The sequence below is a fragment of the Streptomyces sp. NPDC041068 genome (assembly GCF_040647455.1).
Classification (GTDB): domain Bacteria; phylum Actinomycetota; class Actinomycetes; order Streptomycetales; family Streptomycetaceae; genus Streptomyces.
This window is the reverse complement of record NZ_JBEZCG010000012.1, coordinates 232,876-254,032: the sequence shown is the minus strand read 5'-3', so window position 1 is coordinate 254,032 and position 21,157 is coordinate 232,876. Positions and strand designations below refer to the sequence as shown.

The window sequence follows — 21,157 nt, the reverse complement described above, 5'->3', positions numbered from 1 at the left end:
CGCCGAACCTCTCAGCGGCCGGGCAGCAGGCCCACCTCGCGGGCGTGCAGCACGGTGGCCAGGCGGTCGCCCGTGCCGAGCTTGCGGTACACGTTCTCCAGGTGCTTGTGCGCGGTGCGCGGCGAGATGCCGAGCCTGCGCCCGATGGTGTCCGCGGTGAGCGACTGGGCGAGCAGGGTCAGGACCACCGTCTCGCGCGGTGTCAGGCCGTACTCGGCAGCCCGGTCCAGGGTGTCCTCGGGCCCCTCGCCCCAGGACGCCGCGGGCAGCCGCCGGGCATGGGTCATATGCTCGACGACGGCCGCGAGCAGGGGCTGGATCCGGCCCGCGAACTCCACGTCGCGGTCGCCGTAGGACTCGCCCGACCTGCCCAGCATGATCAGGTGGGTGGCGCCTGCGGGCGCGGGCAGCGGGAGCGCCAAGTGGTGGTCCGCCGCGAACGCCCTCTCGAAGGCGCTCTGCGCCGCCGCGTCCGGCCAGGGCCGTCCGCCGCCGAACTCCCGGTCGGTCAAGGGCGAGCGGTCCCCCGTGCGCCGGTAGTGGCGTACGAGCGGGTGCTTGTGGAGCGTCTCGTCCAGCGTGCGCATCCGCACGTCGACAGCTGCCGTGGACGGCGGGCACGGTACCGGTGTGTCCGGCTCCGGCCAGTCGCGCGACGCGAAGAGGACCTTCGCGTGACTGTCGAGGACGTCGCCGAGTTCTTCGCGCACCAGCGGCCACGGCAGCGTGGACTGGCGGCTGTTCAGGACGGCGACGGTGAGGTCGAGCATGCGCTGGTAGTCGCGCGCTGACATGCAGGACACGGAAAGCCCCCTCTCTCCGCACCATCACCGGATTAGAGGAGACGGGCCTCGTCTGTCAAGGGCCGGGACCGGCCACCCGCTACGCAGAGGTACGCATACCCCCGCCGCCTGCGGGACGGCAGTCTGGCAACGCGGCCGGAAGTGAGCCGCGTTCCGTCTCACGGGGGTGAGGGGCATGGACGACAGCGGCTGTCTGCGCACACCGGACATCGTGACTCCGGTCGCGCGGCGCCATCCGGGCGCTTGGCTGCACTTCGGTGTGGCGCCCGCCAGGGGCCGTCGTATGGACCTCTACGCCGAACTCCTCGGCACCGCACGCGAATTGCTGGCCGACGGGCGGGCCGAAGAGTTCTTCTTCCTGCACAAGCAGCCGGGGGTGCGGATGCGCTTCCAGGCGGGGGCGTCCCGCGCGCACGTCGACGCCCTGCTGCGGCAGCGGCTCTCGTACTGGCACCAGGAGGGTCTGGTCGCCGACTGGAACGCGGGGGTGTACGAGCCGGAGGAGTTCCTCTTCGGCGGTCCGGTGTCGATGCGCAGCGTCCACCGGGTCTTCACCGCCGACTCGCTGGCCTGGCTCGGCTTTCACAGCGCCGGCATTCACGGTGCCCCGGAGGACCGCCCCGCCGGGCGGGAGGGTGCGGGAGCCCGCCCGGCGTGGGCCATGTCGCTGCTGATGGTGCGCGCGCTCCTCGACGCCCTGGAGATCGTCGGCTGGGAGGACCTCGACGTGTGGGACCGGCTGCGCCGCCAGACCGGGCGCCGGTTCGCCGCGCTCGGGCACGGAGCGGGCACCGCGGGGCTGCCGGCCGAAGCGGCCCGGATCGAGGCCGCGTTGCGCGCGGGCTGGACCGACCCGGACTCCCTGACCGCGCGCCTGCCGGACAGCGCGGTGAAGCAGGCCGAGGAGTTCCGCACGGCCGTGGCGGAGGCAGGCGAGCAATGGCTCCGTACGTACTTCACCGCGGGGAACGCGCTCATCGGGCCGCGCGAGGCGGCCGCGTTCGTCATCGTCTTCCACTGGAACCGTGCGGGCCTGTCCATCCTGCGGCAGACCCTCATCGCGGAGGCGCTGACGGCACGACCGGGCGGTGAACAGCGGTGAGCGGCGGGGGCGCGCGCCCGTACCGCGACGCCGTGCTGCTCCGGACCGCGGGGCTGCCGATGCGGCTGTGGTGTGCGGGCGGCTCGCCGGACCTGTTCCGCCTCATCTCCGAACTGGAGCGCACCGAGGGCGACTTCACCCGGATGAGCGCCCGTCTCGCCGACGTCATCGGCACCGCCCTCGTCCCCCATCCCGCGCTGACCGTCACAGAGCGCCGTCTCGCGCTGTCCGCGCGGCGGCGGCTGCACCGCGGCCGCCCGCTCGCCGAGGCGGACCATCGGCGGCTCGTCGCCGTGGCCCGCCGTGTGACGCCCGAGGGGGCGCTGGCCCGGGTCCTCACGGGGGCGCACGCGGAGGCCGGTGTGCTGGAGGGGCTCAGGAAGGACGTCGCGCGACGCCTCGACGCGGAGAAGCGACGACTCGCCCCGGCGGGCTATGCCTTGCTGCGGGGTTCACCGATGGGGCGGCAGGCCCTGCTCGACGGCACACTGCCGGTGGGCGCCGAGGTCGCCGAACGACTCGCCGCGGGACGTCCCTGGACGGACCGTCAGATGCGCAAACGCGCGGACTACCTGTGGCGGATGATCGCCCGCGGCGCGGTGAAGGTCACCCCGCGTGGCTGGCTGGGCCATGTGGCCGTGGTGGGCGTGGCGGACGGACCTGCCGGACCGGCGCGTCCGCTCACGCTCACCGCCGACGTGGCCACCGACTGGACGGAGAATCTCCAGGAGCGGTCGGTGCGGGAAGGGGCAGGGGTACGTGGTTCCGGCGCCGCCTCGGGCGACGCCGCCTCGGCCGACTCCGCCGAGCCCGACCCCGCCGAGTCCGACCCCGCCAATCCCGGCTCCGCCAGGCCCGAGGACGCCAGGCCCGAAGACACCAAGACCGAAGCCACCAAGCCTGAAGCCGCAGCGCCCGAAGACGCCGCCGCGGATCCCGCCTTGCCCGGCGACGCGTCCCCTCCCGGCTCCCCCGCTCTCCTCGACGCCGCCACCCGCGTGTCCTTCAACCCGTTCCTGCGCGTGGCGTCCGGCCACCTGGAGGCCCTCGCGCTGGAGCCCGGTGACGACACGCTCCTCACACCCGTACGCATCCGGCGCACCCCCTTGGTGAACCGTCTGCACTCGGCGCTGCGGCGCGGCGCCGTGCCGCTCGGCGAGCTGGAGTCCGCGCTGGTGCCGCCGTCCGCCGACGCGGGGCAACGGGCCGTCCTGCGCCAATTCCTGCTCCGACTTGCGGAGATGGGCGTGCTGCAGCTGCGGCCGCCCACCCGGCAACGCCGGCGCCCCTGGCACGCAGCGACGCCCGAGCACACCGACGACACACCGATCGAGCGCGTGGACGGGGGCTATCTGGACGTCTACCGCCGCATGCCGGGCGCGCTGCCGGGCACCGACCTGATGGCCCTGCGCGCGGCGATCGGGCAGGCCCTTCGCCTGCACGCGCTCATGGACGAGGACGCGGAAACCGGCCCGGCCGCGGCACCGGACTTCGTGACGGGACAGGACCGATCGATCCTGAACATCCTGCGCGACCGGCTCGCCGCCACCGGGGACACACCGGTGAGCGTCCACGTTCCCGCCGCGGAGTGGCCGGAGCCCCGTACGCCCGGATCGGGGTACGCGCGACTCGTCGACTGGCTCGACAGCCGCATCGACGACGTGTGCGACGGCGCCTCCATCGACATCGGACGGGACGTCCTCGACCGCTTCGGCGCCCCCGAGGCGCGGCCCGCCTGGCCACTCGACTGTGTCGTACGCCCGCTGCCCGGACCGAACTGGGCGCTCGACGTCACCGTGCCCGCGGGCGTGTACGACGCCCGGTTCGTCGGCGCGCTGGAACGGCTGCACGGGCGGCTCCCCCAGGTGGAGGCGTACCGCGCGTTCCTGCGGCGGCTCGACCGGGAGAGCGGGGTGCCCTCGGTCGAACTGCTCTTCCCGGCCCTGTCCCGGTTCGCCGCCAACGCCGTGCGCAGGCCCCTGTACACCGGCTCCTGGACCGGCGACCCGGATCTGCCCGGGTACTGCGAGGGGCCGCCGGGCGCGCGGCCGCGCTTCGTGCCGCTGGACGAGCTGACCGCCCGGTGGAACGGCACGCGGGTCGTCGTGAGCGACCGCTCCGGGCCGATCCGCCCCCTGTACCACTCGGCACGCAACGCGCCGCGGCCCTGGGACCAGGTTGCCTCGCTGCTGCTGGGCGCGTCGCCACAGCACTCGGCCCGGCGCCGTCGGCTGCGGCATTCCTTGGGCGCCCTGCCCAAACGGGAGTACGTCCCCAGGATCACGGTCGCGGGTTCGCTGGTCCTTTCGGCCGCCCAGTGGCGCGTGCCCGTGGCCGCGCTCCCGCCGACCACCGCCCATGAGCTGGACCGGGCCCGTCATCTCACGCGGCTGCGCGAGCGGTTGGGCCTGCCCCGCTGGGTCTTCCTGTCGGCGGCGAGCGGCGCGGACTCGCCACTGCCGTGCGACCTGGAGAGCCTGCACGCGCTGTCTGTCCTGGAGCGGACGGGCGACCTTGCCTTCGCCGCGGGCGGCACCGCGGTGGCCGAGGAGATGCTGCCCTCGCCCAGCGAGCTGCTCGTCGCGGACCTCGCCGACCCGGCCGGTGCGCCGGTGACCGCGGAGCTGTTGGTCCGTATCCATCGGTCGGTGTGATCCGCGGGCCGGGCGGCCCGCGGGTCCGTGCGGCTCACCAGTCCGTGCGGCTCACCGATACGTGCGACTCACCGGTCTGGCGACCGGTCCCTGAACGCTGTCCCGTCATGACCTCTGTCGTGTCCTGGCGGTGGCAGTACCCACAACTCCACGCGTACGGAAAGGAGGTGAAAGCAATGGACGGTGAGGTGACCACTGCCGAGGCATTCGTGCTCGACGACGTCGACGCGCTCATCGATCAGCTGGAGACCCAGTTCGACGACGCGCAGCTCCTCAAGGTCGGCACCATGGGCACCACCCAGGGATGCACCAAGGTCGGTGGCTGCACGGGCAGTTGTCCGTGCACCCAGTAGGGGCGCCACGCTCCACCCGCCCGACGGACATGGAAAGGAGGTGAAAGCAATGGACAACAACGCCACCGAGAACGACTCCTTCGTACTCGACGACGTCGACGCGCTCATCGACCAGCTGGAGACCCAGTTCGACGACGCGCAGCTCCTCAAGGTCGGCACCATGGGCACCACCCAGGGATGCACCGCGGCCACGAAGTGCACCGGCTCCTGCCCCTGCACCCAGTGACGGCACGCTGACCCAGCGAAGCGTGCGGGGTTGTCCGCCGGACACGCCGGAGTGACCGGCGGACGCTCCCACCCCGCACAAGGGCCGCCGGAGCCGTATACGCCGATCGGCTTCGGCGGCCCGCGCCGTGTTCGCCTCTCGCGCCACCACCGCTCCCTCTTTCCTGATCGCTTCACGAAGACTCACGGCGAAAGGCCGCCGCCCCATGACCACCACCCACCGGATACCGACCTCCCTTTCCGTGTCCGCCCATGTCCTGACGGCATTCGCCGCGCTCGCGCCCAAGGGCGAGCAGGGCGAGGAGTACAGCATCGACTTCGGGCCCGCCGTCCTCGCCGCCCTGACCGCGGCGGCCACCTCGACCGGCGGCGGCCCACCACCGGTGGAGACGCCCCCGTCCCGGGCCCTCGCCGCCTGGCTGCGCCAGCTCCGGCACGGCTGCACTCACCCGGGCCTGTTCGGCTGGGGGCTCGGCGGATATCTGCTCGGCCTGCGCACCGCGGCGGCCGTCTGGCCCGGACTCGGCGGTCTCGCGGGCCTCGCCTTCCGTGAACTGGCGGGCTCCGCGGGCCGCTGGCACGACCGGGAACTGGCCTGGTACGACTACGACTTGGTGACCGGTACGGCAGGGACGGTCCTCGCGCTGGCCTCGGATCCCGCGTGCACCCGGGGCGATCTCGCGCACTCCGTCGGGCACCTGACCTCGCTGTGCGACGGCGTCGGCCTTGCGCGCCTGCGAGTCGGCCAGTACAAGGGCGAGGACATGCGCGGCTGGAACCACGGCCGCGTCAACTCGGGTGCCGCGCACGGCGCCGCCGGGGTCGCCCTGGCGATGTGCCGCGCCGCGGACGCGACCGGCCTCACCCCTGAACTGACCCTGTCCTTGGACCACTTGGCCTCCTGGTATCTCACGCGGTACGAGTCGGGGGTCCGCAACGTCATCGCGTGGCCGCCCGCCGGGGACCTGGCGCACCTGCCGAGCCGCCCGCTGACCTGGTGCTACGGAACGCCCGGCATCGCGTGGGCGCTGTGGGAGACCGGACGGGTCCTGGACGACGCGCCGCTGCGGGAGTTCGCGCTGCACGTCGCCGCGTCCTTCCTGCGCGGCTACGACGAGGAGGCCGACCGGCCCGATCTGACGCTGTGCCACGGGCTGCCGGGCCTGGCCCTGGTGTGCGACGCCTTCGACCGGCACGCGCGCCTGCCGGGGGCCGCGGCGTTGCGCGACCGTCTGGTGGGCCGTCTCGTGGAGCGGCTCGAAGAGGTGGCGGAGCTCGCGGAGCGGGACGGCACGCTGCTGACCGGCGCCACCGGCGCGTGCGCCGCGCTGCTCACCCTGGAGACCGGCAACCGCACCTGGCTGCCCGCCTTCGGGCTGCGGTGACGGCGATGCGCCCCACGACGCGGACACCGACGTCGGCACCGAAACCGACGCCAGCACCGACACCTGGGCCGACGCCGAAGCCCGTGCGTTCCCTGCTCCGGCTGCTGCCCCACGCCTCGCTGCCCCTGACCGCGGCACTGCTCGCGCTGGTGCTCGTCGATGCCGCCCTGGCGCCCGCGCTGATGCTGAGCACCGGGGTGCTGGTGGGCCGGCTGCCCGATGCCACGGGCGGGCTCGATTCGGCCGCGGGGCACGGTGTGCTGGTGGCGTTCGCCGTGGTGAGCGCCGTGTATGTGGCGAGCATCCTGGTGGAGCCCGCCGTCGAGCTCACCGCGTGCCGGCTCGGCCGACGGGTGGCGGGCAGCACCGCGCGGCTCGTCCTGCGCGGCACGCTGCGCCCCGCGGGCATCGCGCCACTCGAAAGCCCGGAGGTCGCCGACCGGCTGCTGCTCGCCCAGGGGCAGAGCACGGGAACGCTTCCCGTGGCGCAGGCGGTGACGGCACTCCCGGCACTCGTCTCCGCACGTCTGGCGGGGGCGACGTCGGCCGTGCTGCTCCTGGGATTCCACTGGTGGGCGCCGCTTCCGCTGATCGCGGCGTGGACGCTGACGGGGGTCTGGCGGGACCGTGAGGTCCGCCGCGCGGTGGACGTCCAGGCGGGTTCGACGACGGAGCTGCGGAACGCCGAGTACGTGCGGAACGTGGCGCTCGGCGGCGCCGCGGCCAAGGAGATCCGCGTCTTCGGGCTGACCCCGTGGCTGGTGGACCGCTTCACGCGCGCGTGGCGGACGGGCGTGGGGCAGGTGGGCGCGGGGCGGGGCCGGGCGGCGGCGAGCGGCACGGTGTCGTTCGTCCTCCTTGCCTCCGCGCACGCGGCGGTCCTGGTGCCGCTCGCCGTGGAGTCCGCCCACGGCCAGGTCGGGGTGGCCCGCACGACGGTGTTCCTCCAGGCCGTCGTCGGCACCGCCGCGCTGGGCTGGCTCGGCGATCTGCAGTGGACGCTGACCCGGGCGAGCGCCGCCGTGCCGCCCGCGCTCGAGGTGGCCGCGCTCCCGGAGCGGGACACGGTGGTGAGCGGCGTGCGTCCGGCCGCGGGGCTGCCGCGGGCCGGGATCCGCTTCGAGGGGACGGTGTTCGCATACCCCGGAGCCGGCACCCCCGTGCTCGACGGGCTCGATCTGTGGCTCCCCGCGGGCAGTTCGCTGGCCGTGGTCGGCGGCAACGGCGCGGGCAAGACCACTCTGGTCAAGCTGCTCGCCCGGCTCTACGACCCGGTGGCGGGGCTCGTCACCGTCGACGGCCGTGACCTGCGGGCCTTCGACGTCGACGCATGGCGTCGCCAACTCGCCGTGGTCTTCCAGGACTTCGTACGCTATGAACTTCCCGCGCGGGACAACGTCGGGTTCGGCGCGGTGGACCGCCCCCGGGGAGACTCGGCCCTGGCCGGTGCCGCGGGCCTCGCGGGTCTCCACCCCGTGCTCGCCGGGCTGCCCCTCGCCTGGGACACGCCCCTGTCCCGGCGCTTCACCGACGGCACGGACCTGTCGGGAGGACAGTGGCAGCGGCTGGCCCTGGCGCGGGCCCTGTACGCGGTGGAGCACGGCGCCCGGGTCCTGGTCCTGGACGAGCCCACCGCGCACCTGGACGTGCGGGCCGAGGCCGAGCTGTACGAGCGGTTCCTGGACCTCACCCGAGGGCTCACGACCGTCCTGATCTCGCACCGGTTCGCGACCGTACGCCTCGCCGACCGCATCTGCTACCTGGACGGCGGCCGCATCGTCGAGCAGGGCAGCCACGAGGAACTCGTCGCCCAAGACGGCCCGTACGCAAGGGCGTTCGCACTGCAGAGCGCCGCGTACGCGGGAGGGACCCATGCCTGAGACGCCGGGCACGCGGGAGAACGCCACGCCCACGACACCGCCCACACGGCAAGGCACCACGCCTGAGACGCCGCCCACGCGGGAGGGACCCATGCCCAAGACACCCCGTACCCAGGAAGGCGCCACCCCCAAGACACCGCCCACGCGGGAGGGCGCCACGCCCAAAACACCCCCCACACGGCAAGGCACCACGCCTGAGACGCCGCCCACGCGGGAGGGACCCACGCCCAAGACACCCCGTACCCAGGAAGGCGCCACCCCCAAGACACCGCCCACGCCCGACGAGCGCCCCCTGCGTCAGGTCCGCACGCACCTGCGGGCCGGGGCCCTGCTGATCGTCACCGCGTTCCATGCCGACGCCCGCAGGGCCGTCCTCGTCCTGGCGCTCGCCCCGGTCGTCGGCGGCTGCGGCGTCGTCAGCGGTCTCGCCATCCGTGAGGCCACCGACGCCGCGCTCCGCCACGAGCTGCGGCCCGCGCTGACCGCGGCCGCGCTGCTGGTCGCCGCGGTCGTCACCACGTACGCGGCGGGCGCGTTCGTCTCCGCGCTCCGCATCCACCTCCAGCAGCAGGTCGGGCTGCACCTGGACCGGCGGCTCATCCGGCTGACGGGCGGCATCCCCGCCCTCACCCACCACGAGCACCCCGGCTACCTCGACCGCATGGACCTGCTGCGCGCCCACCGCGGGCAGCTCGGCGGGGCCTTCGGCGCGCTCGTGGAGAACCTGCGGGCGCTGTTCGGCCTCGGCACCACCCTGGCGCTGCTCGTCACCGTCCACCCCGCGCTGCTCGCCCTGCCGCTCTTCGCGCTGCCGACGGTCGCCGCGGCCCAGCGGGGCAACACACTCATCGGGCGCGCGGAGGCGGAGACGGCCGAGGCAGACCGGCTGCGCCGCACCCTCCTCGAACTGTCCTGCTCCCCCGAGGCCGCCCGCGAGATACGGATCTACGGCCTCGCCGACGAACTCGCCCGCCGCCACGAGGCGTTGCACGACGACGTCGTCCGCCACCGCGGCAGGGCCGACACCCGGGCGGCGGTGTGGTCGGGCGGCGGCTGGCTGGTCTTCGCCGCCGGGTATCTCGGCGGGGTCCTGCTGGCCATCGTCGCGGTGGCGAGGGACCAGGGCACGCCCGGCGACGTGGTGCTCACCCTCGTGCTCGGCGCGCAGCTCCTGGGTTCCGTGTCGGGGATGGTCGCGCTCGGCTCGTGGCTGCAGCACGCCCTGCGCGCGGCAGGCCACTTCCTGTGGCTCGCCGACCACGCGGCGCTCCCGGAGAACGCGGCCACCCGGCCGGGATCGGCGCGCACGGCGCCGCGGCCGGGCGGCGAACTCGTCCTGGACCACGTGTCGTTCACGTATCCGGGCGCGGAACGGCCCGTCCTGAGCGACGTGTGCCTGCGCGTCCCCGCGGGGACGACGCTCGCCGTCGTCGGCGAGAACGGGGCGGGCAAGACCACGCTGGCCAAGCTGCTGTGCCGGATGTACGAGCCGACGTCGGGGACCATCACGTACGACGGGACGGACATCGCCACGTTCGACGTGCACGCCTGGCGCCGGGCGCTCACCGCCTGTTTCCAGGACTTCCAGCGCTTCGAATTCACCCTGCGCACCGCGGTGGGCCTCGGCGACCTGCCGCGCGCCGACGCCCCGCACGCCGTGGACGGAGCGCTGCGCCGTGGCGGCGGCGCGGCGCTCCCCGCCCTGCTCCCGCAGGGCCTGGACACCCAGCTCGGCGCGGCCTTCCCCGGCGGCGTCGACCTGTCCACCGGCCAGTGGCAGAAGGTCGCCATGAGCCGCGCGACCATGCGGGAGCGGCCCGCGCTGCTGATCCTCGACGAGCCGACCGCGAGTCTCGACGCGGCGTCCGAGCACGATCTGTTCACGCGGTTCACGGCGGCTTCCCGCACCTCGGCCGCCCCGCCCGTCACGGTCCTTGTCTCCCACCGCTTCGCGACCGTACGCATGGCGGACCTCATCGTGGTCCTCGACGGGGGGACGATCCGCGAGAGGGGAAGCCACGACCGGCTGCTCGCCCACGACGGCCTGTACGCCGAGCTGTACCGCCTGGGTATGCGCGGCAGCGCGTCATGAGTCAGGGGCGCCGTCCGCACGAACCGAAAGAATCTTGAGCGGCGATGTCGAGAACCCGCGACCGGCTCCGTCCCAGGGGTGAACGCGACCACAATGGGTCGCAGCCGCACCAAGGAGAGACACCATGGCCAAGTACCTGCTGCTCAAGCACTACCGCGGCGCCCCGACCGCGGTGAACGACGCCCCCATGGACCAGTGGACGCCGGAGGAGATCTCGGCCCACATCCAGTACATGCGGGATTTCGCGGACCGGCTCGAGAAGACCGGTGAGTACGTCGACGGCCAGGCGCTCGCTCCCGAGGGGACGTTCGTCCGGTACGACGGCGAGGGCCGCCCGCCGGTCACCGACGGCCCGTTCGCCGAGACCAAGGACCTCATCGCCGGCTGGATGGTCATCGACGTCGACAGCTACGAGCGCGCCCTCGAACTGGCCGGGGAGCTGTCGGCCGCTCCCGGAGCGGGCGGCAAGCCGATCCACGAGTGGCTGGAGCTGCGCCCCTTCCTGTCCGCGTCGCACACCGTCACGGAGTGACCCCACCCGTGTCCCCCATGGACGAGGCCCTGCTCCGGAGCCTCACCCCGAACGTCCTCACCGTCCTCGTCCGCCGCGGAGCCGACTTCGCGGCGGCCGAGGACGCCGTGCAGGACGCGCTGGTCGAAGCGATCCGCGTGTGGCCCGCCGACCCTCCGCGCGACGCGAAGGGCTGGCTGGTCACCGTGGCCTGGCGCAAGTTCCTCGACGCGACGCGTGCGGACACCGCGCGGCGCAGGCGTGAGGACCGCGTGGACGAGGAACCGACGCCGGGGCCCGCGGCCTCCGCGGACGACACGCTCCAGCTCTACTTCCTGTGCGCGCACCCGTCACTGACACCGTCGTCCGCGGTCGCGCTCACGCTGCGCGCCGTCGGCGGCCTCACCACCCGCCAGATCGCCGAGGCCTACCTGGTGCCCGAGGCGACCATGGCGCAGCGCATCAGCCGCGCCAAGCGCACGGTCTCCGGCGCCCGCTTCGACCGGCCCGGCGACGTGGCGACCGTGCTGCGCGTCCTGTACCTGGTCTTCAACGAGGGCTACTCCGGCGACGTCGACCTCGCCGCCGAGGCCATCCGCCTCACCCGGCAGCTCGCGGCCGCGATCGACCATCCCGAGGTGGCGGGGCTGCTCGCCCTCATGCTGCTCCACCACGCCCGGCGCGCCGCGCGGACCGCGCCCGACGGGTGCCTGGTGCCGCTCGCCGAGCAGGACCGGAGCCGGTGGGACACGGAATCGATCGCCGAGGGCGTCGCCGTCCTGCAGGCGGCCCTGGCCCGCGACCGCCTCGGCGAGTTCCAGGCCCAGGCCGCCGTCGCGGCGCTCCACGCGGACGCACCCACCGCCGGGGAGACCGACTGGGTGCAGATCGTCGAGTGGTACGACGAGCTCGCCCGCCTGACCGAAAGCCCGGTCGTCCGGCTCAACCGCGCGGTGGCCGTCGGCGAGGCCGACGGACCGCGCGCGGGCCTGGCGGCGCTGGCGGAACTGGACGCGTCGCTGCCTCGTCACACCGCTGCGGCGGCGTACCTCCACGAGCGCGACGGCGACCTGAGGACGGCAGCACGGCTGTACGCGGAGGCCGCACAGAAGGCACAGAACCTCGCCGAACGCGACCACCTGACGCGCCAGGCGGCACGGATCAACTCCGGTCGGCAACAGGTACGTTGACGGGCATGACGCCACGCCCATCAGTGCCGGTGGGCGATGATCGCGCTCTGGACGAAGGAGCGCACCAGAGGATTCGTGTCGCCGTCGTTCCATGCCACCACCACGCGGCTCGGCGGCATGTCGGTCAGCGGCACCACGGTGAGCCCTGGTACCGGCTCGTGAACCAGGGGCGTCATGCCGACCGTGCCGTTCCAGAGAACGGCCTGCCGACATTCCTGGACGGCTCGCACCACTGGCCCCTCGCGCGGCTCGTCACCGTGCCAATACGCCTGCCAGAGGGGGTCGGTGCCTTCCGGGAAGCGGAACCAGCGGCGGTCGGCGAGGTCGGCCGACTTCAGAACGGCGCTGTCCGCCAGCGGATCGTCGGAGCGCAGGAGCACGCCCACCGGGTCGGCGCGCACCTCCCGCACGGTCAGGCCGGTTTCGTCGAACGGCCCCCGGGTCAGGGCGACATCGACCGCTCCGGTGTGCAACCCGCAGGTGGGGTCGGTGAGATCGGTCTCGCGGACGCGGACCTCGACGTGCGGGCGCCGTCGGCGGTAGGCGTCGGCGAGGCGTGTCGCGTCCGGGTCGGTGCTGTCCCCCAGGATGCCGACGGTGAGGATCGCGGACCCGGCCGCCGCGGCGACCCGTACGCGTACCCGGTCCGCGTGGTCGAGCAGGGCGCGCGCCTCGTCGAGCAGGACGGCGCCCACCGCGGTGAGCGCGACTCCGGCCGATGACCGGTCGAGGAGGGCGGCGCCGACTTCCTTCTCCAGTTGCTTGATGGCCCGGCTCAGCGGCGGCTGGCTCATGTGCAGACGGACGGCGGCCCGTCCGAAGTGGAGTTCCTCGGCGACCGCCACGAAGTAGCGCAGCGTGCGTAGGTCCATGGCGCGCACGATACCCGTACGGTATCGAGGCCGCGGATCGGGTCTTGGACAGCCGAGCCACCTCGGCGGTGGAATCGACGCATGACGACTGATGAACCACAGACCGAAGTCCCCGCCGTCTCGGTGGTCGGCCCGGACGACGGCGAGACGATCCTTCTCGGCACCACGCGCATGCGCGTCCTGGAGGACGGCAGCAGTACCGAACACCGCCTCGGGGTCACCGAGTCCGTCCTCGCGCCGCGCACCCCGGGCCCGCCTCAGCACCGTCACGCACGGCACGACGAGGGCTTCTACATCCTCTCCGGCACGGTGCGGTTCACTGTGGGCGACTCCGAACACGACGCGCCCGCAGGCACGTTCGTGATGGTCCCGCCCGGCGCCCCGCACACCTTCGCCAACGCGTCCGACCAACCGGCCGTCATGCTCAGCATCTTCACGCCGGATCTGTACGTGCAGTACTTCCGTGATCTGCAGGGCATCACGGCCGACGGCGGGAGAATGACCCCACAGGCGAACATCCGGACGATGAGCCGCTATGCCACCGAGCCCGCCATCGACTTCGCCTGACGGAGGCCCACGGCACACGGACCAAGCTCACGGACCAAGCTCACAGACCAAGGCTCACAGACCAAGAAGGAGCGGCTGGTCGGGAACTCCCTCGGCAATCAACGCATTCAGCGCAGTCGCCATGTCGCGCGGACCGAACAGCTCCGGCCCGCGCCAGTCGGCGATCTCGCTCGTCCGCCACCACCGGAACGCCGTGATGTTCTCCGCGGCGAGCTCGCTGTTCGACAGGGCGCCGCCCGGCTCGAATGCCGTGGTGCGTACCAGGAAGTAGTCGTTGATGACTCCGTCGTGGCCCTCCGCGTACCCGGGTCCGACGAGCTCTTGATGCCACACATGCCGCAGCGGGCCGTCGAAGACGAGCCCGACCTCCTCGTGCAGCTCGCGCCGCAGCGCCGCGTGCGCCGTCTCCCCCTCCTCGATGCCGCCTCCCGGAGTGATCCAGACGACCTCGCCGCCAGGGACCAGACACCGGCACAGCAGTACGCGGTCCTCCTCGTCCAGGAGGACCGCACGAACCGAGTGGCGCAACTTCAGCGAAGACATGATCGAACTCTATGAAATAACGGGAGCCTCCTGCCTCTTGCTACTCATGCCACGACGACAACGGGGTGGCCCGCAGCAGGGAGGGGACGGGAGCCCATGAGCCTTCGCCAGTTCGAGTACGCCTTGGCCGTTGCCGAGGAGGGCTCGGTGACGGCGGCGGCAGAGCGGCTGCACGTCGCTCAGCCGTCGGTGTCCCAGCAGATCCGCGGCCTGGAGCGCGAACTCGGCGTGGAGCTCTTCGCCCGCACGCCGACCGGCCTTGTGCCCACCTCGGTCGGCCGCGCGTTCCTGCGGGACGCGGAGACCGCGGTGCGCGCGGCACGGAGGGCCAGGGCGACGGCGCGGGCCGGTGCCGACGAACTGGTCGGCGAGCTGGTGGTCGCGGCGCAGATGGGCCTCGGCACACGGCAGTTGCCGGGCGCCCTGGGTTCGCTGCGCCGCCGTTTCCCGCGCCTTGAGGTCACCGTCTTCGAGGAGCCGAACCGCGCCGAGCTCGAGCGCCTCGCGCGCCGGGGCGTGCTGGACTTCGCCCTGATGGCCGGGCCGTGCGGGGAAGCCGTCTACGAAGGTCACCACCTCGGCGACGAGGAGTTCGTCGTGGTCCTTGAGTCCGGGCACCCACAACTGGCGCTGGAACGGGTCGAGTTGAGCGCTCTGGGCCAGGAGACGTGGGTGAGGTTCGACCACAACAGCGCACTCGACGGCGTACTGCAGGACGTCCTGCGGGACAACGGCCTGACCCCGGCCACCGTCGCCCGCGTGTCCCAGACGGCGACGGCCGTGCGCTGGGCCGCGCACGGCCTCGGGGTGACGCTCGTCCCGGCCTCCGCGGTCCCGCACGGTCACGAGCACCTCGCGCGCCCGGTGTTCCCGGCCGTCTCCCAGCCCGTCGTCGCCGCGGTCCGGCCCGGCGCGGGCCCGGCGGAGACAACGCTGCTCGAATTCCTGCGCCAAGAGACATGGTTCAAATCCGCCTCCTTCTCGCCGAAGCCCTGACGGCCGAGAAGAAGGCGAGTCCCACTGGTCCCTATTCGTCGAGGCCAGGACTCCGGAATTCCTTGTTCCTTTCGGTGTCAGCCCCTGGGGAATTCGCCGCCGTCCACGACGAGGCTGCTCCCGGTCAGCCAGCTCGCCCGGTCGGACAGGAGGAACAACACCGCGTCGGCGATGTCGTCGGGCCGGCCGTCACGCCCCAGCGGAGGGGTGGTGGTGTCCTGGCCCGGCCCCTGGTCCAGGCGTGCCCACTGCTCCCGTGTCCGCTCACCGCCAGGGGTGGCGGTTCGGCCGGGCGAGACGGTGTTGACCCGGATGCCGAACGGGGCCAACTCCGCGGCCATTCCCCGGCTGTAGGCCTCCAGCGCCGCCTTCGCCGCCACGTAGTGCAGGAATGGGGGTGCCGCGGTGGGCACCGCCGCCGATGAGACGTGCACGACCGCCCCCGAACCCCTCTCCCGCATCCCCGGTGCCAGCAGCGCGTCCAGCCGCACCGAGGCCAGGAAGTTCAGATCAAGGGCGTTCTGCCACTCCTCGTCGGGGATGGCCAGCGCACCCTTGAACGGGCCTGCCCCGCCCGCGTTGTGGACCAGGATGTCCACCCCGCCGAGCCGCTCCTGCGCGGCCAGGGCGAGCGCCTCGACGCCGGTCCGGGTCCGCACGTCGGCCGCCACGAAACCGGCACCCTCGGGCGCCTCGCCCGCCACCGACCGTGCGGTGGTGAGCACCTCGGCACCCGCGTCCAGGAGTTGGCGCACGACGGCCGCCCCGATGCCGCGGGTGCCACCCGTGACCAGGGCCCGCTTTCCTTTCAGTTCCCGCGTCCCGGAACCGTTCTCGATCGTGGTCATTCCTGCGTTCCTCTCAACATTGCGTAAGGGTCAACTGCCCGACGGAGAAGTACTCGGCGAGCTGTTTCACCGTACGGACGGAAAAGAACGCGCGGCAAAGACGAAATATCAGCAGCCCCTATAGGGCGCCCCCGACGTCCGTGGTGTGCGAGGTTCGACCTCTGGGAGGGATGCAGGTGACTGCTGCTGACGCCGCGACCTCGAACGGGGGGATGCCACCCCCTCCTCCCCCCGCCCGCCTCTCCTTCGGGGGGAAGCAGGCCAAGAACCCGCTGGCAGAGGCCAGTTTCAAGAAGATGTGCGGGCGGCTCCCCTCGGTGCTGCGGCACACCGCCCGCATGGCATGGACCGTGGACCGCACCGCCGCCGCGCTGCTGCTCGCCTGCCAGGCGCTCGCCGGTGCCTCGGCCGCCCTGCTCCTCGCGTTCACCGCGAAGGCCATGACCCACATCCTGGGCAGCGGGCAGGTGTCCGAACGTCTGCACGCCGCGCTGCCCGCCCTGGTCGTGGTCGCCGCGGCCGCGAGCGCGGGCCGTATCAGCGGCGCGCTGTCCTCCTACGCCGACGGAAGGATCACGCCGCTCCTGATGACGGAGGCGGACGTCGCCCTCGTCTCCGCGGTGTGCCGTGTCGAGGCCGCCACGTACGGGGAGGCCGGATTCTCCGACCGGCAGGAGGCGGCCGAGGTCGGTGTCACGCGCACGCGGCTGATGGTCGCGGACGCCCAGCGGTTCATGGCGGCCCTGGTCCGCATGATCGCCGCGGGCGGTGTCATCACGTTGCTGCACTGGATGATGCTGCCTCTGCTCCTGCTCGCCGTACTCCCGGCAGGTCTGGGCGCCGTGCTCTCCGCACGCGTCGACTACGAGACCCACTACGCCAACGTCGGTGACCGCAACGTACGCGGCATGATGCGGTGGTGGGCCACCTTCCCCCGCCACGGGGACGAGGTCCGCGCCAACGGCATGACCGACTACGTCATCTACTGGTACCGGGCCCTGTCCGAGCGCATCGACGAGCGCACCCTGACCGCCGCGCCGCGCATGCTGCGCATCGTCCTGGCGACCAGTGCCCTCGGCGGGGTCTTCCTCCTCTGCACCTGGGCCACCCTCGCGTGGCTGGCGACCACCGGCCGTGTCGCGCTTCCGGTGGCGGCCACCGCGGTGGTCGCCGTCCAGACCACCCTGGCCGCGCTGTCGCAGTTCGTCATCTACGGCGCCGCGCTGTTCCACACGTCGCTGTACCTCGCCGACATGCGGTCGTTCCTGGACATGGCGACCGAACGCGCTCCCCAGCGCGGCGATTCGACCATCCCCGAGCGGGTGGAGGAGATCCGCCTCGACGAGGTCGTCTACAGGTACCCCGGCAAGGACGAACCCGCCGTCGACGGTGTCTCGCTCACCCTGCGCCGCGGCGAGATCCTGGCCGTCGTCGGCGAGAACGGGTCAGGGAAGTCCACGCTCGCCAAGCTGATCACCGGAATCCTGCTGGCCGACAAGGGGCGTGTGTGCTGGGACGGCATCGACCTGGCCGACGCCTCCCCCGACTCCGTGTGGTCACGCACCGCGCTGGTCCCGCAGGACTATGCCTGCTGGCCGCTGCGTACGCGCGAGAACATCACCCTCGGCCAGCCCAAGACCTTCGACGACGACCTGGTGTGGAAGGCCGTCGACGCGGTCGGGATGCGGGAAGCGATCGAGAAACTGCCCAAGCAGCTCGACACGCTGCTGGCCCGTGAACTCTTCGGCGGCGCCGAGCTCTCCGGGGGCCAGTGGCAACGACTCGTCTGCGCACGGGCCTTGTACCGCCGAACCCCTCTCTTGATCCTGGACGAGCCGACCTCCCAAATGGACCCACGCGGAGAACACCAGATCTTCCTGGAGATCAAACGCATCGCCGCCACCTGCATGACGATCGTGGTCACCCACCAACTGGAGAACACACGCCTCGCCGACCGCATCCTCGTCATGGACCGGGGCCGCGTCATCGAGCAGGGAACGTACGAGGACCTGGCGCACGCCGGCGGCCTCTTCGCGGAACTGGTCGCCCTGGCCAAGGACCGGTGAGAGGGGGTTGATGATGCCGCAGCCGTCATTCGACGCGGGCCGTGGGGGGCCACCCTGAGGGCCTCGATGAAGTCGCTGCGGACAAGCCGGGCGGCCAGTTCTTCGGAGCAGGCGACGTAGGTCGAGCTCAGATCCCAGTCGCATCCGACCACCCGAGTGCGGTCTTCCGGCCACCAGTGCTCCGGTCCCCCGCACTCCTCGCCCATGTGGATGCGGACCGCTTCCAGAGCCGGCAGCGCGGACTTCCGGACCTCGGGCCTCTCGTCGAAGAGGGTTCTGGCGAGCTCATGGCTGAAACAGATCGCCCGGCCCGGGGCTGTGGCACTCGCCAGAATGTCCGCCAGGCCCCGCCGGGTTGCGGGGTCGGCCTCCGCGACAGGAGTCTGCCACTGATCCCCGACGGGCGGGCTGAGTATTTCCTTCCGGAGCGCTCTGCCCGCCAGTTCGGCGTGGTACCGCGCACCTGCGGCCTCGGCCGTCTCCCGCCACGTCCGCCGCGGTCCCGGGTCCTCCTCCACGGTCCACGCATGAAAGACGCGTACGTACGGGGGAATCCCTCAGGGACGACCTCGGTGACGACGTGCTCCCCCAGCTCCCCCGCCTGCCGTCATCGCCGACCCTCAGCCCAACGCGTTCCTGCCGCACGCGCCGTGCGCCGTGCCGAGGATCTGCGAAGCCTGCTTCCCCGTGAGGCCGAGTTCCTTCTTGGTCTTGATGGCCTGGTCGACGAGGGCCTGGCCACGGGCCCTGCAGAGCGCGTCGCCATGAGCGACGAGCACGTCGTCGCCGATGCCGTCCAGGTCCGGGTAGTGCTTCCGGATCGTCCTGAGATAGAACGCGGCCGACAGCTTCGTCAGCCCGCGCACTTCGTCGGGGGCCGCCGACGGGCTCCCTGACGGGGCCACCGAGGCGGACGCGGAGGCGGACGCGGAAGCCCGTGCCTCCGACGCGCTCGAGCCACCGTCACCGGACGAGCCGCATGCCGTGGCGCCGAGAGCGGCGAGCGCGAGACAGGCGGTGAGCAGGGGCAGACGCTTGTGCATGAATCTCCTGGTACTCAAGTGAACCTGGAGATTCTCCCCCATACCCGGTGTGCTCCACGACCGCGTTTCCCCGAAGGGGAGCGGCTCACGGAACAGGGCTCACTTCTTCGGGTCCCTGAAGCGACCGAACGCCTTCGTCAGAGCGCTCAGCGGTGAGGCCTCCGACTTGGCCGTCCCCGGCGCCGGGGGCACGCCGTCGCCGCCCGTCACCTCGGCCAGCGCCGCCTGGGCCGCCTCGGCTGCCTCCTGGTACAGGTCACGGGACTTCGTCATGGCGTCGAGCGCCTCCGCGTACTTGGTGACCATGTCCTGGGCGTGGGCCAGTTCCTCGTCCGGGGTGAGCAGGTGCCAGCCCTGGCGCAGCCGCGTCAGGGCCGGCTCGGCGCCGGCCGGCAGGGGTCGCGGCAGCGCCGCGAACTCCTTGATCCTGTCGAGGAGTTCGGTGGGTTCCGAGCCGTCCAGGAAGACGCTGCGCACCGTGAAACGCTCCGCCTCGTACCCCTGCGTCTGCGGATCCGTGGGCAGGACGACGGCGCCGCCGCGCGGCATCCGCACGCCGAGCACCCGCTTCATCGCGAAGTCGGCGATCTGCGCCTGCTCCGGCGTGCCCCGGTGCTCGACCACCCGGTGCCGCAGGCTCGGCGGCAGGAACGCCGACAGCGGCTGCTGCCCCTTCGCGTCCGGCGTCATCGCCTCGTGCACCACGACATGGATGTACCAGCTCTGCCGGGTGCAGTCCCGCAGTCGCTGGCGCAGTTCGTCGTCGTCCTTGGGCAGATGGTTCGTCGTCCGCATCCGCACGCCGGGCACGGTGTCGTGGTCCCAGGGGACGCGGTCGCTGTCCGGCCAGAACATGGTGGCGGGCGAGGGCCAGTGCGCGTCCCAGGCCCGCTCCGCCTCGGCGGCGAGGACCCAGGTGACGCCGTCGCCCTCCTTGCGGCGGGTCTCCGCGTCGTACGTGGTCAACTGGGCGCGCACCGTGACGTCGTCGGCCACGCGCCAGCGGGCCTCGAAGACACGGCGGGCCGTCGGACCGGGGTCGGCGGACTCGTCGCGCGGGTGCAGGACGGTGGACCGTGCCGCCTCGACGGGGTCGAGGTCCAGGAAGTCGTCCAGCACCCCCGCCGCTTTGAGGGCGATCAGGTTGCGTCGGACGTCCTGCTCGGGCTCGGGCCCGAGGTGGCGCCCGCGCCCGAGCCACACGGCGTCGGGGACGGTGATCGTGGAGGAGCTGTTCTTGGCCATGGAGTCGTTCTGTCGGTGGTCGGGGCCCGACCAGTATGGTCCGTGAACCTGTCGATGACAGCGCTACCCCGCCCACGGTTTCCCCACGCCCTCCACGCATTACGCACGTCTCGGGACGCGACGGACATGATCACGGCCTCGGTGAGGGCCCCCGCCCGTGCCGTGGGAGCGGGGCGGGCAGGATGGTGGGGTGGCTGATTTGTTGTGGGACGACGTCAAGTGCGCCTTCTGTGCCGACGTGATGGGAACGCTTCCGGATGTGTACGTTCCGGAGACCTCGGTGGACGACTGGCAGGCCGTCCTCGACCTCGTCGAGGTCAACGGCTGGCAGTACCGGTACTCCGAAGGAGACACAGTGCTTCCGCTGCCTCGGGCGGAGTCGGTGCTGTCCCGGCCGGACGACGCCGAGTGCCCGCAGCTCCGGGTCCGGCCGACCCCCGATGTGCTGGCGATCTTCCGTTTCCACGCGGCCGAGGAGATCGACTTCGATGTCGACCTGCGGGAACTCCAGGGCCAGCAACGACTCGACGTGTTCTGCGGCTTCCTCTCGGCGATCGGCCGACGACTGGGCAAGCCGGTGCTGATGGATGCCGAGGGTGGTGACGGCAGTCGTCCCGTCCTCGGGTTCGACGCCGCGAGCGATCAGATGGTGGTCCTGACCGACCTCCCTTGTCACGCAGATGCCAAAACTCCCCCCACGGATACGCATCCCCACACGTAGTGAGCCGTCGAATCCTCAACTACGGTGCCCAGGCTCCGACTGCGAAGACCTGCCCGATCGG

The 21,157-nt window shown here is 72.4% G+C and carries 19 protein-coding genes; 13 read left to right on the top strand and 6 right to left on the bottom strand.

What is annotated here, in order from left to right; genetic code table 11:
- Positions 1–11 precede the first annotated feature (11 nt).
- Complete coding sequence (locus AB0B50_RS27770; RefSeq protein WP_362337494.1) at positions 12–794, bottom strand: helix-turn-helix transcriptional regulator; 783 nt, start codon at positions 792–794, stop codon at positions 12–14.
- Between the two features lie 184 nt (positions 795–978).
- Between AB0B50_RS27770 and AB0B50_RS27765 the strand changes: the two genes are divergently transcribed.
- From AB0B50_RS27765 to AB0B50_RS27725, 9 genes are all read left to right on the top strand, one after another.
- Complete coding sequence (locus tag AB0B50_RS27765; RefSeq protein WP_362337491.1) at positions 979–1,905, top strand: thiopeptide-type bacteriocin biosynthesis protein; 927 nt, start codon at positions 979–981, stop codon at positions 1,903–1,905.
- Between the two features lie 32 nt (positions 1,906–1,937).
- Positions 1,938–4,559, top strand: coding sequence for a lantibiotic dehydratase (locus AB0B50_RS27760; RefSeq protein WP_362337488.1), 2,622 nt, complete (start codon positions 1,938–1,940; stop codon positions 4,557–4,559).
- Between the two features lie 107 nt (positions 4,560–4,666).
- Positions 4,667–4,912, top strand: a complete 246-nt coding sequence (locus tag AB0B50_RS27755; RefSeq protein ID WP_362337485.1) for a hypothetical protein — start codon at positions 4,667–4,669, stop codon at positions 4,910–4,912.
- Between the two features lie 49 nt (positions 4,913–4,961).
- Positions 4,962–5,138 (top strand): hypothetical protein, encoded by a 177-nt coding sequence (locus AB0B50_RS27750; RefSeq protein ID WP_362337482.1) that lies wholly within the window; start codon positions 4,962–4,964, stop codon positions 5,136–5,138.
- 205 nt (positions 5,139–5,343) lie between these two features.
- Positions 5,344–6,522 (top strand): lanthionine synthetase LanC family protein, encoded by a 1,179-nt coding sequence (locus AB0B50_RS27745; protein WP_362337479.1) that lies wholly within the window; start codon positions 5,344–5,346, stop codon positions 6,520–6,522.
- An 83-nt stretch (positions 6,523–6,605) separates the two neighbouring features.
- The gene (locus AB0B50_RS27740) at positions 6,606–8,402 is read left to right on the top strand and encodes an ABC transporter ATP-binding protein (RefSeq protein WP_362337476.1); all 1,797 of its coding nucleotides are present in this window, start codon (positions 6,606–6,608) and stop codon (positions 8,400–8,402) included.
- A 91-nt stretch (positions 8,403–8,493) separates the two neighbouring features.
- A complete protein-coding gene (locus AB0B50_RS27735; RefSeq protein ID WP_362337473.1) occupies positions 8,494–10,494 on the top strand; it encodes an ATP-binding cassette domain-containing protein in 2,001 nt (666 codons plus the stop codon).
- A gap of 124 nt (positions 10,495–10,618) precedes the next feature.
- Positions 10,619–11,026 carry a YciI family protein gene (locus AB0B50_RS27730; RefSeq protein ID WP_362337471.1) on the top strand — a complete coding sequence of 136 codons (408 nt, stop codon included), beginning with the start codon at positions 10,619–10,621 and terminating at the stop codon, positions 11,024–11,026.
- Positions 11,027–11,043: 17 nt separating this feature from the next.
- The gene (locus tag AB0B50_RS27725) at positions 11,044–12,195 is read left to right on the top strand and encodes a DUF6596 domain-containing protein (protein WP_362337800.1); all 1,152 of its coding nucleotides are present in this window, start codon (positions 11,044–11,046) and stop codon (positions 12,193–12,195) included.
- A gap of 20 nt (positions 12,196–12,215) precedes the next feature.
- Here AB0B50_RS27725 and AB0B50_RS27720 read toward each other — a convergent pair whose 3' ends face one another.
- Entirely contained in the window at positions 12,216–13,067 is an 852-nt protein-coding gene (locus AB0B50_RS27720; protein WP_362337468.1) for a LysR substrate-binding domain-containing protein, read from the bottom strand.
- 81 nt (positions 13,068–13,148) lie between these two features.
- Between AB0B50_RS27720 and AB0B50_RS27715 the strand changes: the two genes are divergently transcribed.
- Positions 13,149–13,634, top strand: coding sequence for a cupin domain-containing protein (locus AB0B50_RS27715; RefSeq protein WP_362337465.1), 486 nt, complete (start codon positions 13,149–13,151; stop codon positions 13,632–13,634).
- Between the two features lie 54 nt (positions 13,635–13,688).
- Here the strand turns inward: AB0B50_RS27715 and AB0B50_RS27710 are convergent, their stop codons facing one another.
- Complete coding sequence (locus AB0B50_RS27710; protein WP_362337462.1) at positions 13,689–14,177, bottom strand: NUDIX domain-containing protein; 489 nt, start codon at positions 14,175–14,177, stop codon at positions 13,689–13,691.
- Positions 14,178–14,273: 96 nt separating this feature from the next.
- On the opposite strand from AB0B50_RS27710, the gene AB0B50_RS27705 reads away from it, so the two are divergent.
- A complete protein-coding gene (locus AB0B50_RS27705) occupies positions 14,274–15,173 on the top strand; it encodes a LysR family transcriptional regulator (RefSeq protein ID WP_362337459.1) in 900 nt (299 codons plus the stop codon).
- Positions 15,174–15,250: 77 nt separating this feature from the next.
- On the opposite strand, the gene AB0B50_RS27700 is transcribed toward AB0B50_RS27705, so the two are convergent.
- Positions 15,251–16,021, bottom strand: coding sequence for an SDR family oxidoreductase (locus tag AB0B50_RS27700; protein ID WP_362337456.1), 771 nt, complete (start codon positions 16,019–16,021; stop codon positions 15,251–15,253).
- A 212-nt stretch (positions 16,022–16,233) separates the two neighbouring features.
- On the opposite strand from AB0B50_RS27700, the gene AB0B50_RS27695 reads away from it, so the two are divergent.
- The gene (locus AB0B50_RS27695) at positions 16,234–18,087 is read left to right on the top strand and encodes an ATP-binding cassette domain-containing protein (RefSeq protein ID WP_362337454.1); all 1,854 of its coding nucleotides are present in this window, start codon (positions 16,234–16,236) and stop codon (positions 18,085–18,087) included.
- A gap of 620 nt (positions 18,088–18,707) precedes the next feature.
- On the opposite strand, the gene AB0B50_RS27690 is transcribed toward AB0B50_RS27695, so the two are convergent.
- Positions 18,708–19,130 carry a hypothetical protein gene (locus AB0B50_RS27690; RefSeq protein ID WP_362337451.1) on the bottom strand — a complete coding sequence of 141 codons (423 nt, stop codon included), beginning with the start codon at positions 19,128–19,130 and terminating at the stop codon, positions 18,708–18,710.
- 99 nt (positions 19,131–19,229) lie between these two features.
- A complete protein-coding gene (locus tag AB0B50_RS27685) occupies positions 19,230–20,375 on the bottom strand; it encodes a hypothetical protein (protein WP_362337448.1) in 1,146 nt (381 codons plus the stop codon).
- A 190-nt stretch (positions 20,376–20,565) separates the two neighbouring features.
- Here AB0B50_RS27685 and AB0B50_RS27680 point away from each other — a divergent pair, with 190 nt between their 5' ends.
- A complete protein-coding gene (locus AB0B50_RS27680) occupies positions 20,566–21,096 on the top strand; it encodes a hypothetical protein (protein WP_362337445.1) in 531 nt (176 codons plus the stop codon).
- Positions 21,097–21,157 lie beyond the last annotated feature (61 nt).